The sequence below is a fragment of the Pedobacter sp. Leaf41 genome (assembly GCF_001422545.1).
In the GTDB taxonomy this organism is placed as follows: domain Bacteria; phylum Bacteroidota; class Bacteroidia; order Sphingobacteriales; family Sphingobacteriaceae; genus Pedobacter.
Window position 1 is genome coordinate 311659 of record NZ_LMLE01000009.1, and the last position, 18160, is coordinate 329818.

Here is an 18160-nt window from a genome sequence, read left to right on the forward strand (position 1 = left end):
TTCCGTAAAATTGCATCATGAACGACAATGCTGCAACCCGGTTAAATAAATTTATAAGTGAGAGCGGGTTGTGTTCCCGCCGTGAAGCAGATCGGTTTATCGAGAAGGGCAATGTTTTCATCAACGGCAAAAGAGCCAAAATCGGAGATCAGGTTTTTGCTGGTGATAAGGTCATGGTCAATGGTCACAATATTGAACCGAAAGAAGAATCAAATTTTATTTTATTGGCGTTTAACAAACCTGTAGGCGTTACCAGCACAACAGAATCTAATGTTAAAGATAACATCGTTGATTACATCAACCATAGCGAACGTATATTTCCTATTGGCCGGTTAGATAAAGATTCATCGGGGCTGATTTTTTTAACCAACAATGGTGATATTGTTAACAAGATTTTAAGAGCAGGAAATAAACACGAAAAAGAATATGTGGTTACGGTAAATAAGCCTGTAACCGAAGATTTTGTGTTTGAGATGAGCAATGGTGTACCGATTTTGGGCGTAAACACCCGCAAGTGCAAGGTTCGTCAAGTGAGTACATTTGTATTCAATATCATTTTAATACAAGGTTTAAACAGGCAAATCCGCAGAATGTGTGAGCATTTTGGTTATGAGGTAACCAAGTTGGAACGTACAAGGATTATGAATATCAATCTGAAAGGCATTCCTACAGGTGAATTTAGAGAGTTGAGTGAAGAAGAAATGAATGGCATCATGAAGAGTGTCGAAAAATCTTCATCTGAGGCTGTGGCAAAACCAAAGAACACCAAAAAGAAAACTAATTCGTGGGAAGAGATCCCCGAGTTGAAGCAGGACCAACCTAAAAAACCATTTAAGTCTAATAAACCGATTTCAAAATCGGGCGGAGCAACAAAAAGCACATCTCATTCTTCCTCAAAATCCGCTGGAAAAGGTGGCGCTAGTAATAGAAATTCTAAACCTGCAAAAGGTAAACCCTCGGGAAAATCAAACGCCAGACAAAGAGGCAGATAGCCTGCAAATTGTAAAATTTGAAACTAAGCTGTTTGCTTTCTGCTTTGATCTTTCAGCTTAAAAGCTTTTTTAAGTACCTTTGCAACAAATGGTAACAGAAAAAAAAATCGATATCCGCTCATTGGATTTGCCTCAATTGCAGCAGCAGTTAATTGCATTGCAACAGCCTGCATTTAGGGCAAAACAAATTTATCAGTGGTTATGGGAAAAATCAGCCACTACTTTTGATGAAATGAGCAATCTTTCAAAAGATTTGCGCAAAACGCTGGAAGAAGGATTTTCAATTAATGCTGTTCAGGTAAACAACTCGCAGTTCAGTAACGATCATACGATCAAGAACACTTTTCGTTTAGCTGATGGAAATATCGTTGAGGGAGTTCTAATCCCATTGGAGGATAGGATGACCGCTTGCGTAAGTTCGCAGGTGGGTTGCAGCTTAACCTGTAAGTTCTGTGCCACGGGTTACATGGATCGTAAACGCAACCTAAATGCAGATGAAATTTATGATCAGGTGGTTTTGATTGACAAACAAGCCAAGCAAAACTATAATAATCCCCTAACCAATATTGTGTACATGGGTATGGGCGAACCACTTTTAAATTACGCTAATGTACTTAAGTCAATAGAGCGAATTACCGCTCCAGATGGACTAAACATGAGCTATAAGCGAATTACGGTTTCCACGGCAGGCATTGCAAAAATGATCAAAAAATTAGGCGATGATGGTGCAAAATTTAATCTTGCTCTTTCTCTCCATGCTGCAGATGATAAGAAACGTAATGAGATTATGCCCATTAACGAAGCAAATTCATTAAAAGCATTGGCCGATGCCTTGAAATATTATTTCGCCAAAACTAAAAATCCAGTAACCTACGAGTACATTGTTTTCAACCATTTTAATGATGAGATTAGTGACGCGATGGATTTGGCTAAATTCTGTAAACATATTCCTTGCAAAGTAAATCTAATTGAATACAATCCAATTTCATTTGCTGACTTCACTAACGCTGAAGGCGATAAAATAGATGCTTTTTCAAACTATTTGAAAAGCCAGGGAATCAATACAAATATACGCCGAAGTCGTGGTAAAGATATTGATGCGGCCTGTGGTCAATTGGCTGTAAAAGAAGAAGCTGCCAACTAGCTATTTCTAAGCAAAGTTAATTCAGTTAATATCTCATTGAAGCCAGGCCGTAGCTGTTGATCTTCAGATAAACACAAATCGCGAAGTTTGCAAAGCGCATCGTGAGCAGAAATATTCGCACGGCAAAGCGAAAGCAAATCATCGAGGAGAAATCCGAAGGCCTTTACTTCAATTCGCTCCAGATAGAAAGCTAAAGCAAGATCTCGTTTATCGTACCGTGAAGCCGCTCCAAAATCGCCGAATAATGTGTTGCCGGTATCATCAACCAGAACATTGTGTGCGTATAAATCACCATGCATAATTCCTCTTTCATGCAGATGTGCACCTACAGAAGCCATACTAATGGCAATTTCAAACAATTGCTGCTCACTGAGTTTAAAGTCTTCGTCAAACACATCCCTTGTACAACTGTTTAAAGTTGGCGGTTTGCCAAGATTATAAAAGTGAGCAGGAATCAGCTCCATCACCAAACCCTTTTTACCCTGCTCATCTAAATCAATTACAGACTTCAATTTCACGATCGAAGGGTGATGCCCCGCGGCCAAATAAGCTTGCAGCTCATCCTCTGGAAAGCCGTCACTGGTAACACTTCCTTTAAATATTTTGATCGCAACTTCATCCTGATTATTCACATCTATACTGGTCGCTTTAAATATCGTGCCGGAAGCACCTTCTCCTAATAATTGTTGAATCTGAAATTGATCAATATTTACTCCCGCAACTGACTCGACTTTCTGGTTTATCATATTGTTACCCGAAAAAGCCAACCAGGCCAAACTTTTCATTTCAACTAACCACTCGGGCAACATATTTAAGTTATTTGCAGCAATCCGCAACAATGCAAGGCTATTGCAATTTGCAAGCTCCTTAGGCAACGCTGCCAATCTATTTCCAGCTAGCATCAGCTTTTCCAACTTCGAACACTTACCAATAGATGCTGGTAAACTGGAAATTTGATTATTAGTAAGGATTAACCACCGAAAATTAGCATGAAATGCGTCATTTGGGATATGCGTTACTAAATTACTCTTAAACCCAATAATTTGGAGATTATCGCACTTACCTAAAACGGCTGGGAAAATGGCAAATCTATTTTCGGATACAAAAAAAACTTTCAGCTTTTTAAATCTGTTGAAATCATCCGGTAATGCTGTTAACTTATTGGATGATAAATCAAGGTATTCTAAGGTATCAGTAAGCTCAAAAAGCTGCTCAGGAAACGACTCGAGCCCTTCAGATATCTTTATAGTAGTGGCTCCTGAAAGTTCGCCGTTAATGAGTTGTGTTAAAGTTTGCAATTTATAATGGAAATGAACTGCGAAGATAGCGGAAACATTCTAAATGATGAATATTAAGTAGGTGCTTTATTGGAAACATTGGTTTAAAGCGATTTGTTCTTCAGCCCCGCTGTCTCTCCAATCTTTTTGTTTTGGGGTCTATCGGTTTTGATCGGCAGCGGTACAAAAAGGATTTCCGTACCATCGGGTTTATCAAACCCAGGGAAGGTGTTTCATAGGCCGGAACTGCTTTCCCGCAGGTATACAAAACCGGATACCCAGCTATATGACCTATATTCCTATATGGTTCAATAAGATCCGGGAGGTTTGCAGACCATTCAACCATGAACGCAAKGAACACCGCTGTTTTATGCCGAGAACCTTGCTATCTGATAAACAGAGAACGTCTTAAAACCGGGTCCACCCAGCTATATGGCATATATCCCTATATGGTTCAACAGCTCCAGACAGATCTGGGATTGATGTAGCCATGAAACCCAATTAACAATAGTAGCATCTCTTTAAAGACAGTTGCTCTCCGTTCGCTGCTCTTTATTCTTTTCTCCCCACGAAATAAACGAAGAAACCCCATCAGCTGTTGCTGAAGGGGTTCTCGCTAATGCCCTGTTTGGGCTTTAAGATTTGGCACCGACCTACTCTCCCACGTGTTACCGCAGTACCATCGGCTCTGGTGGGCTTAACTTCTCTGTTCGGAATGGGAAGAGGTGGACACCACCGATATAGGCACCTAAATGTTTTTAAATAGTATGTAGTATTTAGTCGTTAGTATTTAGACATCTAATCTATCTACCAAGTACTCAGTACCAACTACTAAATGACATATTATTGAAAGAAGTTATGTTAGAAGAACAAACAACAGTCTGTTTGCTTTGAAAGCTTCGGATGATTAGTACTACTCGACTGTGCTGTCGCCAGCTTTACATCTGTAGCCTATCAACGTAGTAGTCTTCTACGGTCCTATATGGAATTCTCATCTCGTGGCTAGTTTCGCACTTAGATGCTTTCAGCGCTTATCTATTCCCAGCGTAGCTACTCTGCAATGCCCCTGGCGGAACAACAGATTCACTAGAGGCTAGTCCAACCCGGTCCTCTCGTACTAAGGTCAGCCCCACTCAAAATTCCTACGCCCACAACAGATAGGGACCGAACTGTCTCGCGACGTTCTGAACCCAGCTCGCGTGCCACTTTAATCGGCGAACAGCCGAACCCTTGGGACCTTCTCCAGCCCCAGGATGTGACGAGCCGACATCGAGGTGCCAAACCTCCCCGTCGATATGAGCTCTTGGGGGAGATCAGCCTGTTATCCCCAGCGTACCTTTTATCCTTTGAGCGATGGCCCTTCCATGCAGAACCACCGGATCACTATATCCGTCTTTCGACCCTGATCGACCTGTATGTCTCACAGTCAAGCAAGCTTATGCTATTGCACTCCGCGTACGGTTACCAAGCGTACTGAGCTTACCTTTGAAAGCCTCCGTTACCTTTTTGGAGGCGACCACCCCAGTCAAACTACCCATCAAACAATGTCTCCCGAATGATCGGGATTAGACACCGAATACAGAAAGGGTGGTATTTCAACGTTGGCTCCACGACGCCTAGCGACGCCGCTTCAAAGCCTCCCACCTATCCTACACATCCTGTATCCAATGTCAATGTTAAATTGTAGTGAAGGTGCATGGGGTCTTTCCGTCCCGTTGCGGGTACCCGGCGTCTTCACCGGGACCACAATTTCACCGAGCTCATGGCTGAGACAGCGCCCAGATCGTTACACCATTCGTGCAGGTCGGAACTTACCCGACAAGGAATTTCGCTACCTTAGGACCGTTATAGTTACGGCCGCCGTTTACTGGGGCTTCGATTCAATGCTTCTCCTTGCGGATGACATCCCCTCTTAACCTTCCAGCACCGGGCAGGTGTCAGGCCTTATACTTCATCTTTCGATTTTGCAAAGCCATGTGTTTTTGTTAAACAGTCGCCTGGGCCTTTTCACTGCGGCTGACATTGCTGCCAGCGCCCCTTCTCCCGAAGTTACAGGGCCATTTTGCCGAGTTCCTTAGCCATGATTCACTCGAGCACCTTAGAATCCTCTTCCCGGATACCTGTGTCGGTTTGCGGTACGGGTTTTTATAACCTGAAGCTTAGCGGTTTTTCTTGGAAGTCTGATTACCTGCGCTATCCGCTCACCCGAAGGCTCGCGGTACTATCGACTTTCAGCTAGATCGGCGGATTTGCCTACCGTTCCATTACCTACTGTCTTTAACGATCTATTCCGTCAGATCGCGGCAGTGTCACTACTCCGTCCCCACATCGCAGTTATAAAAAGTACTGGAATATTAACCAGTTGTCCATCGAATTTCCCCTTCGGGTTCTCCTTAGGTCCCGACTGACCCTGATCCGATTAGCGTTGATCAGGAAACCTTATCCTTTCGGTGGGCGGGTTTCTCTCCCGCCTTATCGTTACTTATGCCTACATTTGCTTTTCTAGAAGCTCCAGCACCCATTACCAGATACCTTCGCTGCCGCTAGAATGCTCCCCTACCGATATATTTCAATCCCATAGCTTCGGTGTACAATTTAATGCCCGTTTATTATCCATGCCCGATCGCTCGACTAGTGAGCTGTTACGCACTCTTTAAATGAATGGCTGCTTCCAAGCCAACATCCTAGCTGTCTGTGCAATCGGACCTCGTTAGTTCAACTTAACTGTAACTTGGGGACCTTAGCTGATGGTCTGGGTTCTTTCCCTCTCGGCGCGTGACCTTAGCACCCCGCGCCTCACTGCAGATCATATTTCATAGCATTCGGAGTTTGTCTGGATTTGGTAGGATTTGACTCCCCCGCACCCAATCAGTAGCTCTACCTCTATGAAACTTAATATCCACGCTGTTCCTAAAAACATTTCGGGGAGTACGAGCTATTTCCCAGTTTGATTAGCCTTTCACCCCTACCCACAGATCATCCGGAAACTTTTCAACGTTTATCGGTTCGGTCCTCCAGTACGTGTTACCGCACCTTCAACCTGTCCATGGGTAGATCACAAGGTTTCGCGTCTACCCCCTCTGACTATACGCCCTATTCAGACTCGCTTTCGCTTCGGATCCGTGCCTGAAGCACTTAACCTTGCCAGAGAGGAGTAACTCGTAGGCTCATTATGCAAAAGGCACGCCGTCACACCACTTGGATGCTCCGACCGCTTGTAAGTACACGGTTTCAGGTTCTATTTCACTCCCCTGTTCGGGGTTCTTTTCACCTTTCCCTCACGGTACTGGTTCACTATCGGTCTCTCAGGAGTATTTAGCCTTACCGGATGGTGCCGGCAGATTCCCACAAGGCGTCTCCGACCTCGCGGTACTCAGGATACTGCTAGACTAGCATTCTATACGTGTACCGGGCTATCACCGTGTATCGCTGGGCTTCCCATCCCATTCCACTTCTGTTTGCTAATGCCACGTTGCAGTCCTACAACCCCACCTATGCCGTAACATGGATGGTTTGGGCTCTTTCCCTTTCGCTCGCCACTACTCAGGAAATCATTGTTATTTTCTCTTCCTCTGCTTACTTAGATGTTTCAGTTCGGCAGGTTTGCTCATTATATGTGACTGGTCTTCAACCAGCCGGGTTGCCCCATTCGGAAATCTTCGGATCAATTYCTATTTGCAAATACCCGAAGCTTATCGCAGCTTATCACGTCCTTCATCGCCTCTGAGAGCCAAGGCATCCCCCGTGTACTCTTTATTACTTTCTTCTACTCATATGCCTTTTGCGCCATATGGTATGCTTTTTTTGCTCTTGTCATGATGTCTCATACCTTGCTTCGTATTACTACTCCGTTCGGTGAGCACAAACACAACAGTCGCCTATTGTTGTTTGCTCTTCTTTTTTAACTTCTTCCAATATGTCAAAGAACTTTACCGAGMCTGAAGGTCGAAGGTATAAAGGTAGAGGGTTTCATTGTCCCCTGCCTAAGCTCCGTTTCAGCTTCGTTAGTCAAAAACCGCGGTCTCGAACCGTTTCATATACCTTATATATATGTGCCCCATGGCGTTTCTTTTCTTTCTTTCAATCTGTCAATGATGGTCACCGATCCCGGTGATGTGTTTTGTTACTGTGGAGAATAACGGAGTCGAACCGTTGACCTCCTGCGTGCAAGGCAGGCGCTCTAGCCAGCTGAGCTAATCCCCCAGGATTATTAAAGTAGTCCCGTCCAGATTTGAACTGGAGACCCCTACATTATCAGTGTAGTGCTCTAACCAGGCTGAGCTACGGGACTGTCTGTTAGGTTGCTTATAGTTGCGGGTTAGTATATTACCGCTACCGCTTCCTTTGCTTACCTAGTGGTCAGTGCCGATGTCTTTTGGTTATTGGACAACCGTCATTTCTTCTGGGTGTTTTCTTTTTTGTTTCTCTTGTTTTGAAATATCATGTTGCGCAGTGAGTAGTCAACTCCACTCCAGAAAGGAGGTATTCCAGCCGCACCTTCCGGTACGGCTACCTTGTTACGACTTAGCCCCAGTTATCGGTTTTACCCTAGGACGCTCCTTTCGGTTACATACTTTAGGTACCCCCAACTTCCATGGCTTGACGGGCGGTGTGTACAAGGCCCGGGAACGTATTCACCGCGTCATTGCTGATACGCGATTACTAGCGAATCCAACTTCATGGGGTCGAGTTGCAGACCCCAATCCGAACTGTGAATGGCTTTGTGAGATTCGCATCATATTGCTATGTAGCTGCCCTCTGTACCATCCATTGTAGCACGTGTGTAGCCCCGGACGTAAGGGCCATGATGACTTGACGTCGTCCCCTCCTTCCTCTCTGTTTGCACAGGCAGTCTGTTTAGAGTCCCCACCATAACGTGCTGGCAACTAAACATAGGGGTTGCGCTCGTTGCGGGACTTAACCCAACACCTCACGGCACGAGCTGACGACAGCCATGCAGCACCTAGTTTCGTGTGATTGCTCACTGATCCATCTCTGGATCATTCACTAACTTTCAAGCCCGGGTAAGGTTCCTCGCGTATCATCGAATTAAACCACATGCTCCTCCGCTTGTGCGGGCCCCCGTCAATTCCTTTGAGTTTCACTCTTGCGAGCGTACTCCCCAGGTGGAACACTTAACGCTTTCGCTTAGCCGCTGACTGTGTATCGCCAACAGCGAGTGTTCATCGTTTAGGGCGTGGACTACCAGGGTATCTAATCCTGTTTGATCCCCACGCTTTCGTGCCTCAGCGTCAATAAGACCATAGTAAGCTGCCTTCGCAATCGGTGTTCTGAGACATATCTATGCATTTCACCGCTACTTGTCTCATTCCGCCTACCTCTAGTCCATTCAAGCCCATCAGTATCAAGGGCACTGCGATAGTTGAGCTACCGTCTTTCACCCCTGACTTAACAGGCCGCCTACGCACCCTTTAAACCCAATAAATCCGGATAACGCTTGGATCCTCCGTATTACCGCGGCTGCTGGCACGGAGTTAGCCGATCCTTATTCCTTCGGTACATTCAGCTATTTACACGTAAATAGGTTTATTCCCGAATAAAAGCAGTTTACAACCCATAGGGCAGTCTTCCTGCACGCGGCATGGCTGGTTCAGAGTTGCCTCCATTGACCAATATTCCTTACTGCTGCCTCCCGTAGGAGTCTGGTCCGTGTCTCAGTACCAGTGTGGGGGGCCATCCTCTCAGATCCCCTAGTCATCGTCGCCTTGGTGGGCCGTTACCCCGCCAACTAGCTAATGACACGCATGCCCATCTCCATCCCATAAATGTTTGATCATTGGATAATGCCATCCTGTGATTTTATGCGGTATTAATCCGGATTTCTCCGGGCTATCCCCCAGATGAAGGTAGGTTGCATACGCGTTACGCACCCGTGCGCCGGTCTCAARGWWGCAAGCMWCYTCTACCCCTCGACTTGCATGTATTAGGCCTGCCGCTAGCGTTCATCCTGAGCCAGGATCAAACTCTCCATTGTAAAATGTGTTGTAAGATTCTGACCAGTTTTAACTATCGTTAAAAATAGTCTTCTTTTGTTTTGTCCGTTGGACATTGACTTTAAAATGTAATAAGGAACTCTGTACTTGAATTCGTACTTCATTACCCCACTACGCATCATTGACATCTCTTTTAAGAACTTATCGACAATCGCCTCTCGGCTTGTCTCTATATATCTGCTCGCTTCAGTTGGGCATGAGTCTTGATCGTCTCTTCCCTGTTTCCGCTCGTTTCAATCTTTTTGTTTCCAGTCTTCCGCGACATCCGCCGCTMGACTTTTTTCCTTTCCTTTCGGTTGGGAGTGCAAAGGTAGAAAACTTTTCTCAACTTCCAAATAAAATAATTTTTATTTTTTCGTTCCCGTTTTCTTTCTGCTTTTCAATWTWCCRCTTTTYCAGGCGGCTTCCCGTTCCTTCCGAACCGGGCTGCAAAGGTAGCGATCTTTTTCTTTTCCGCAAATTTATTTTAAAATAAATTATTTGCCTTTTTCTCCTCCCACATTCCCCAGATCCATCTTTTCACTGCAACCGTTTCCTCCGAAGCGGGATGCAAAAGTAGAAAAAAATMMGCTCCCGCCAAATACTCCACACCCTTTTTTTTGATCTTTATTGTAAAAGCCTGTTTTTCAGGATGAAATTTTTTGGATAACGCCAAAACAAATAGGGCAATCGGGTGTACACTTCGGAAAATCACATTTTTGATCTTTATTGTAAAAGCCTGTTTTTCAGGATGAAATTTTTTGGATAACGCCAAAACAAATAGGGCAATCGGGTGTACACTTCGGAAAATCACACCCAAAGGACCCTGGCTGAGCTATGGGAAGCAGGAAGATACAGGATAAGCTGATACTGCAAAATGTGAGCTTTCTTGGGTTTTTGAACCATATAGAGATATAGAAAATATAGGTTTTACAGCCCAAACGTCGTTCTGGCTTCAGCGGCCGTGTGATTTTGGCCTTCAACCATGAGCTTTTTGTTTTATGAACCATATAGATATATAGGACATATAGACTGGACGGCGCTTTGCTGGCAGCGACTAGGCCGGAGTGGTATCGCATTTTTTGGTCTGATGAATGAAATATGGTGATTTTTTTTGCAAACGCTGCGCCACGTAAAGCCGTCAGAATTGGAAAACCCATGCTTGCAGCAGGCAAAAACAGCACCGAATTTTTTAGGCGAAGATTTGAAGCAAAGGGCGGGCGGCACTTTAATAGGATATAGCAGTACTAACAAATATATTAGCTAATTATAAAACTAAATTTAATAGATTAGATAAATGTTAGCAGTAAAACGTTGGGGTTATGATTTAATGGGATTACTGTTCCCTAATGCTTGCAACGCTTGCGGTACACCTCTATATTATAGTGAGCATCTTATTTGCACAAAATGTTTATATGATTTGCCATTTACCGATTATCACATTCATGCTGATAACAGAGTAGCCAAGCAACTTTGGGGACGACTATCTTTAAACGCAGCTATGGCTATGTTGTATTTCAGGAAGCATTCCAAAGTTCAGAATCTTATTCATAATTTAAAATACAACAACAAGACGGAGGTAGGGGTTTTGCTGGGAAATAAACTTGGCGAAAGATTAAAGTTTAGTCCTTTATATCAGGATATTGATTTGATTATACCGGTACCTCTGCATTTGAAAAAGTTAAGAATACGCGGTTACAACCAAAGCTTATATATTGCAGAAGGCATTTCGCAAATTTTAGACGTACCGTTTAGCGAAGCAGAACTTATTAGAAGTGCTGCCACGGAAAGTCAAACAAAGAAGAGCCGATACAACAGATATGAGAATATGCAGGATGTTTTTAAGGTTGTAAAGCCTGAGCAATTAAGTCGAAAACTTATCTTGTTAATTGATGATGTAATTACAACTGGAGCTACTTTGGAAGCCTGTGCAAATGAACTTCTAAAAAATGGTGTTGCGAAAGTGAGTATTGCAGCACTAGCTTTTGCAGAGTAACAAACCTTTTATTAACTTGTAAAGCGATCAGCCGAAAATATATAAGTTTGAAGATGCGTAATATTTTTATTTTAGTCTTTACTTTAATTTGTCTTTCGAGTTGTAGAAAAGATGAACACATTACGACAGACCCAAACGCGAGGCTTACATTCTCAACAGATAGCATTTTATTTGATACCATATTTACTACAGTTGGATCAACCGTTAAAAGGATAAAAATCCTTAATAAAAACAATTCGGCGATTAACATTTCAGAAATTAGCCTGGCCAATGGAAATGCTTCTTCATTCAGCATAAATATTAATGGAGAATACAGTATCAGTAAGCAAAATATTACTGTAAACGCAGGAGATTCTATTAATTTATTTGTTAAGGCAACCATTAACCCAATCAGCAAAGCTTCACCTTTCCTTGTTCAAGATTCTATATTGTTTACTACCAATGAAAATAAGCAAACTATTCAATTGCTTGCTTATGGCCAAAATGCGATTTTTATTAATGCATCTTCCATTATTACCAATACAACATGGACAAGTGATTTACCTTATATAATCAGCGGCGCTTCAACGGTAAGGAACAATTCCTCGTTAACTATTTTACCAGGAGCAAAAATTTACTTTCACGCGGATGCCAGCTTAAACATTGAAGGTAGACTGAATGCCGTAGGGACAATTGATAAACCTATCCTTTTTTGTAGTGACAGACTGGAAAGCACTTTCGCTAATGTTCCAGGGCAATGGAAAGGTATACATCTGAATGCGTCAGGAACAGGAATAATCTCCTATACCACTATTAAAAATGCTTCGGTTGGATTAACGTCTGACTCTCTTTCGGTTAACGGCACCCCAAAACTACTGTTAAGCAACAGCATTATTAAAAATATGCAAGTTGCCGGCTATATAGGTTATCATTCAGAACTAACTGCCTTTAATAACTTATTTTACAACTGTGGCAACTATTTGATTTATGGTGTTGGAGGCGGCAATTACAATTTGAAGCAAAATACTTTCGCTGGCTATAACTTAAATTTCCCTCGAAAAACGGCATCTATAAGTTTTTCCGATTATCAATCGGCCAGGATGACCAACGCCCTAAGTTTGAATTTAACCAATAACATCATATGGGGATCGCTAATTAACGAATTCGCAATCGAAAGGAAAACAAATGCAGTTTTACAAAGCAATCTGTTTAATAATTTGATTAAAACCGTGAATACATCATATGCTAACAATGACAATATATTAAATCTGGATCCCGGCTTTATTTCTCCTGGATTAGAAAATTTTGAATTACTTACTACTAGTCCTGCGATAAAAAAAGGGCTAAATCTTAGTAGTGATGTATTTTTCAGCAATTATCTCAATCGCGACTTGAAAAATACATTGAGGATCTTTCCTTCATCAATGGGTTGTTATGAAAAAAAGTAATTTTTGTTAACTCGTTAAAACAATTTTTGCCCCAGTTCGTTTATATAATTGAGAGCGTTAATTTAGATGGTAAGGGTCGATATTTCTTCAAAAGGATATCGGCCCTTTACTTTTTACATCAGTTTGTAAAGGATATTAAAATAAAAATTCGACACTACGTAAGTTATACCCAATAGCTCAATTGGTAATTTATACAAAGCAGCCTAAAATAAAAAAGCAGCTACATTTTATGTAACTGCTTTAAAAGGCTAATGCTTCCAAAAGCCTACAATAACAATATTATTTATATAGCGGAAACGCACTAACCAAATTAATCACTTCTGCTTTTACGGCATTGATGTTAGCTTCATCATCTGGATTAGTTAAAACCTGATCGATCAAATCAACAATCTTTTCCATTTCTGTTTCTTTCAAGCCACGAGAAGTAATGGCAGCTGTACCTACACGGATACCTGATGTTACGAATGGTGATTTATCATCAAAAGGAACCATATTTTTATTCACAGTAATTTCTGCTCTTTCCAACGCGTTTTCGGCGACTTTACCAGTAATGTTTTTATTCCGCAGATCGATAAGCATCAAATGATTATCAGTACCGCCTGAGATGATGCCATAACCTTTAGCAACAAAGGCTTTCGCCATCGCTTGTGCATTCGCAGCAACTTGTTTAATGTAAGTTCCATACTCCTCAGTTAAAGCCTCGCCAAATGCAATCGCTTTTGCAGCAATAATATGCTCTAACGGTCCGCCTTGAGTACCTGGAAAAACAGCCATATCAAGTAAGTTACTCATCATACGGGTTTCTCCTTTTGGCGTTTTCAAACCCCATGGATTCTCAAAATCTTTTCCCATCATAATCATACCACCACGAGGACCACGCAAAGTTTTGTGTGTAGTTGTTGTTACGATATGGCAGTGTGGAAGTGGGTTGGCCAACAAACCTTTGGCAATTAATCCCGCCGGGTGCGATATATCTGCCAGCACCAAAGCACCAATTTTATCAGCCACTGAACGGATAAAAGCATAATCCCATTCTCTTGAGTAGGCCGATGCACCACAAATAATTAATTTAGGTTTTTCAGCTAAAGCGACTTCTTCCAGTTTTTTATAGTCGATCAAACCGGTTTCTTTTTCTACGCCATAAAATAATGGCTGATAAAGTTTGCCCGAGAAATTGACAGGAGAACCATGCGTTAAGTGACCGCCGTGAGAAAGATCAAATCCTAAAATTTTATCACCAGGTTGCAGAACGGCTAACATTACCGCAGCATTTGCCTGTGCACCAGAGTGTGGCTGAACGTTTACCCAGGCAGCACCGAACAATTCTTTTGCTCTGTCGATTGCTATTTGTTCTACAACATCTACCACCTGGCAGCCTCCGTAGTAACGTTTTCCTGGCAATCCTTCTGCGTATTTATTTGTTAGCACAGAACCAGCAGCTTCCATTACTTGCTTGCTTACAAAGTTTTCTGATGCGATAAGCTCTAATCCGTGCTCTTGGCGGTCTAGTTCTTTATCAATAAGTTCAAAAATTTGGGTGTCGCGTTTCATCCTTATATAGGTTTGTATTTTTTCTGCAAAAGTAAGAAATTAATCTCTAAGGTAAAGGCTGGATATGAGGAAAGTCTGGCCCTTTTGCCAGATATATTTTTTTAAAGAAGCTACAGGATTTGGAAAGCAGTAGCAGCAATTCTTTTAAAGGTTACTCCCGCCCTCGCTACAATCTTTTTTGTCATTGTTTGTGATGAATATGAAAGATCAAACATTCAAAAAAGTATTTCCGCTAAGTCGGGTTTAATGGGTGCCCGTTAGTGCAGAAAACAGAATAATAAACCAAAAAAAATTAAGCGGATGATTTTACTTTAAAGTTATTGAAACCACTGCCAATCGTAATTTCTACTAGTTGTTGTTGTAACATCTCGAGTATGGCCAGGAAATTATAAACAAAATGCACCTTATTTTCGGAGTTTTTGAGCACCACCGCGAAATCAATCTGTTTGTTAATATCAAGTAGATTGGCTATAAAATACTTTTGTTGCTCAATAGTATAAGGATATTGGATTACTGTATGTTTAACTTCCTCACTTCGCAACTCATATTTTTGCATTGTTTTGTGGTAAACAGTCAGCAACTTGTATAAATCGAGTGATAAAAGCTCATCCTGATGAGAAGAGGATTCGGCAGCAAGAGATAGATCATATTCTATATTACCCCTTCGCTCCTGTTTCATTCTGCTATCTTCCAAAACTTTCATTTCTTCTGCAGCAGATTTGAATTGTTTATAAGCAATAAGTCGGGCTATTAAATCTTGTTCGGGATTAATTTCATTGCCTGCCTCATCAATTTCTATTCTCGGCAATAGCATTTTAGATTTAATCCTCATTAGGGTTGCCGCCACCAAAATAAATTCACTGGCTACCTCTACATTAAGCGCTAAAAGTTGGTGTATGTACGCTAGAAAGTCGTTTGTGATTTTTGCGATCTCAATATCCTGGATGTTTAATTCATCCCGTTCTATAAAGAACAATAATAAATCGAATGGTCCTTCGAAAACCGGAAGTTTGATCTCAAAATTTTCTGCTTGCATTTGTTAACAAATTTAACAAAAACAGGGAGACGGCAATATTTTAAAATAATCACCAGAGCAACAAGAATGACTAATTAATTAGCGTTGGTTAGAATATAAATCGTTTGGCGAGAATCTAAATGAAAAAGATATTCTTTCAAGTTATCAACTACTGATTTTTTGATTTTAACTACTTTACCTTGTGAATGATACTCATCGATAATTTCGTCGCCGATTTTTACCTTATTGAGTTTATTGACTGGCGTGGAGTGCGTTAAATTTATCATGGGATGTTTTTTTTACTAATATGGGGGTTTACCAACTCCTCCAAAAATTAAATCGATTAACAATCTAGTTTGGTAGAGATAAGCGGCGCAAAGATAGATAAACGAAAACTAAAAAACAGGATTAAGACTAATTAATACTACAACTATAAGGAGTCTTTGGATCATTTTTCGCTTCATTTTAACATATTAAGGAGTAATTGAGTGGGTAAGGACTTAACCTTGACGATTTTTCTTTTGTATTAAAACAAAAATACCTTACTTTGTATCTTGTTTTTTACCCAAATCTGAATGCAAGTTAAAGCTGGCCCCCTATTATCTAAAATCAACTATCCTGCTGATTTAAAGCAATATAGCGAATCTGACTTAGAACAAATAAGCCAAGAGTTACGCCAATACATTATTGATGTGGTGAGTGTAAATGGTGGCCATTTTGGCTCTAGTTTAGGTGTTGTAGAGTTAACTGTAGCGCTACATTATGCTTTAAATACACCTTACGACAAGCTGGTTTGGGATGTAGGACATCAAGCTTACGGACATAAAATTCTTACAGGCCGCAGGGGTTTATTTCATACTAATCGAATCTATAAAGGGATTAGTGGCTTCCCTAAAATATCGGAAAGTGAATACGATACTTTTGGTGTCGGTCACTCTTCTACTTCTATTTCCGCAGCATTAGGAATGGCTGTTGCTTCACAACTGAAAGGTGAAACCGATCGCCAGCATGTCGCCGTAATTGGTGATGGTGCAATGACAGCAGGCTTAGCTTTTGAAGGCTTAAACCACGCTGGCATCGAAAACAGCAATGTGTTAGTGATTCTGAATGACAACTGTATGTCTATTGATCCTAACGTTGGCGCACTGAAAGAATATTTAACCAGCATAACCATTTCAAAATCTTACAATCGCTTCCGCGATGATATATCGAATGTATTGGTTGGCTTATCAAAGCTTGGCCCAAATGCACATAAATATGTTAAAAAGATTGAGAAAAGTATAAAGGGAACGCTTTTGAAGCAAAGTAATTTATTTGAGGCGTTAAACTTTAGGTATTTCGGCCCAGTGGATGGGCATGATGTTAAACGTTTAGCACAAACCATCAAAGATTTATCTGCTATACCAGGACCAAAATTATTACACTGTATTACAGTTAAGGGTAAGGGTTTTGCCTTGGCCGAAAAAGACCAAACGATATGGCATGCACCAGGCTTATTCGATAAAATTACAGGTGAAATTAAAAAAAGTGTTCCAGACAAGCCTCAACCTCCTAAATACCAGGATGTTTTTGGACATACGATGGTGGAACTGGCAGAAGCTAATGAAAAAATAGTAGGAATTACGCCGGCAATGCCTTCAGGCTCATCATTAAATATTATGATGAAAGCCATGCCAAAACGTGCTTTTGACGTTGGTATCGCTGAGCAGCATGCTGTTACTTTTTCTGCAGGTTTAGCGGCACAAGGATTAGTACCTTTCTGCAATATCTATTCAAGCTTCATGCAAAGGGCCTACGATCAGGTTATTCATGATGTAGCGATACAGAAACTTAATGTAGTTTTCTGTTTAGATCGGGCTGGTTTAGCCGGAGCTGATGGCGCAACACATCATGGTGCTTACGATATTGCTTACATGCGTTGTATTCCAAATCTGATCATATCTTCTCCAATGAACGAGGAGGAACTACGGAACTTAATGTATACGGCTCAACAAGAGAACATGGGCCCGTTCGTAATCCGTTATCCTCGGGGAAACGGGGTTATGCCTGATTGGAAAAGACCATTTAAAGCGCTTGAGATCGGCAAAGGGCGAAAAATTTGTGATGGTGAAGACGTTGCTCTATTAACGATTGGACATGTTGGTAATTTTGCTGTCGAAGCTCGTACACAACTTAATAGTGAAGGCATTTATCCGGCACATTACGACCTTAGATTTGTAAAACCGTTAGACCAGGAGATGTTGCATGAGGTTTTTTCCAAATACAAACATGTTATTACCGTTGAAGATGGATCGCTTCCAGGAGGAATAGGCTCAGCTGTGCTGGAATTTATGGCCGACAACGGCTACAATTCAAATGTAATTCGGTTAGGTATTCCCGATCAGTTTATCGAACATGGAGAACAACCAGAACTTTGGGCAGAGTGTGGTTATGATAAAGATTCGATTGTTGAGGCAGTAAGGAAGGTCGGCTCTAAAAGATTAACGGATAGTATGGTGGGGTAATATTCAGCACTGAATACTATCAAGTGAAGTCAACATAGAGAATGTTATATGTCTTTATCCCCTTTTGGTTAGCATTTTTTTTGCTAATAAGTCGGTAAATCCAGTTCAAGTTTTCTAATATAACCTATAATTCCACCATTAAGATTATATAGGTTATCACATACCGCATTTTGTCAAACAAGTTACAGGTAATCTGCTTCTACTCCCCATTTACAAGAATAACTTTTGTATAATTTAAAAGTTATTCTTGATTGCGTTTAA

At 41.5% G+C, this 18160-nt stretch carries 9 protein-coding genes, 2 tRNA genes and 3 rRNA genes; 5 read left to right on the forward strand and 9 right to left on the reverse strand.

Annotation, left to right across the window (positions count from 1 at the left end):
• Window positions 1–17 precede the first annotated feature (17 nt).
• Window positions 18–992 (forward strand): 23S rRNA pseudouridine(2604) synthase RluF, encoded by a 975-nt coding sequence (gene rluF, locus ASE92_RS16260; protein WP_056851159.1) that lies wholly within the window; start codon window positions 18–20, stop codon window positions 990–992.
• Between the two features lie 88 nt (window positions 993–1080).
• The gene (gene rlmN / locus ASE92_RS16265; protein WP_056851160.1) at window positions 1081–2136 is read left to right on the forward strand and encodes a 23S rRNA (adenine(2503)-C(2))-methyltransferase RlmN; all 1056 of its coding nucleotides are present in this window, start codon (window positions 1081–1083) and stop codon (window positions 2134–2136) included.
• On the opposite strand, the gene ASE92_RS16270 is transcribed toward rlmN, so the two are convergent.
• The 6 genes from ASE92_RS16270 to ASE92_RS16295 form a co-directional block, all read right to left on the reverse strand.
• The gene (locus ASE92_RS16270; protein ID WP_056851161.1) at window positions 2133–3434 is read right to left on the reverse strand and encodes a leucine-rich repeat-containing protein kinase family protein; all 1302 of its coding nucleotides are present in this window, start codon (window positions 3432–3434) and stop codon (window positions 2133–2135) included. The two genes, rlmN and ASE92_RS16270, sit on opposite strands and share 4 nt — an antisense overlap.
• Before the next feature lie 619 nt (window positions 3435–4053).
• Window positions 4054–4165 (reverse strand): 5S ribosomal RNA (gene rrf, locus ASE92_RS16275).
• 136 nt (window positions 4166–4301) lie between these two features.
• Window positions 4302–7179, reverse strand: a 23S ribosomal RNA gene (locus tag ASE92_RS16280).
• Between the two features lie 363 nt (window positions 7180–7542).
• Window positions 7543–7616 (reverse strand) — tRNA-Ala (locus ASE92_RS16285).
• Between the two features lie 13 nt (window positions 7617–7629).
• Window positions 7630–7704: transfer RNA gene (locus ASE92_RS16290), tRNA-Ile, on the reverse strand.
• 184 nt (window positions 7705–7888) lie between these two features.
• Window positions 7889–9408, reverse strand: a 16S ribosomal RNA gene (locus ASE92_RS16295).
• The 16S, 23S and 5S rRNA genes sit together here with 2 tRNA genes alongside, the layout of an rRNA operon.
• Window positions 9409–10703: 1295 nt before the next feature.
• Between ASE92_RS16295 and ASE92_RS16305 the strand changes: the two genes are divergently transcribed.
• Together ASE92_RS16305 and ASE92_RS16310 are read left to right on the forward strand one after the other, a co-directional pair.
• The gene (locus tag ASE92_RS16305) at window positions 10704–11402 is read left to right on the forward strand and encodes a ComF family protein (RefSeq protein ID WP_056851163.1); all 699 of its coding nucleotides are present in this window, start codon (window positions 10704–10706) and stop codon (window positions 11400–11402) included.
• 53 nt (window positions 11403–11455) lie between these two features.
• Entirely contained in the window at window positions 11456–12829 is a 1374-nt protein-coding gene (locus ASE92_RS16310) for a hypothetical protein (protein WP_056851164.1), read from the forward strand.
• 279 nt (window positions 12830–13108) lie between these two features.
• Here ASE92_RS16310 and glyA read toward each other — a convergent pair whose 3' ends face one another.
• The 3 genes from glyA to ASE92_RS16325 form a co-directional block, all read right to left on the reverse strand.
• Window positions 13109–14380 (reverse strand): serine hydroxymethyltransferase, encoded by a 1272-nt coding sequence (gene glyA / locus ASE92_RS16315; RefSeq protein ID WP_056851165.1) that lies wholly within the window; start codon window positions 14378–14380, stop codon window positions 13109–13111.
• A gap of 292 nt (window positions 14381–14672) precedes the next feature.
• Window positions 14673–15416, reverse strand: coding sequence for a ScpA family protein (locus ASE92_RS16320; RefSeq protein WP_056851166.1), 744 nt, complete (start codon window positions 15414–15416; stop codon window positions 14673–14675).
• A 74-nt stretch (window positions 15417–15490) separates the two neighbouring features.
• Window positions 15491–15682: a hypothetical protein gene (locus tag ASE92_RS16325; protein WP_056851167.1), complete on the reverse strand. Its 192-nt coding sequence runs from the start codon at window positions 15680–15682 to the stop codon at window positions 15491–15493.
• 288 nt (window positions 15683–15970) lie between these two features.
• On the opposite strand from ASE92_RS16325, the gene dxs reads away from it, so the two are divergent.
• Window positions 15971–17899, forward strand: a complete 1929-nt coding sequence (gene dxs, locus ASE92_RS16330) for a 1-deoxy-D-xylulose-5-phosphate synthase (RefSeq protein ID WP_056851168.1) — start codon at window positions 15971–15973, stop codon at window positions 17897–17899.
• The last annotated feature ends 261 nt before the right edge of the window (window positions 17900–18160 follow it).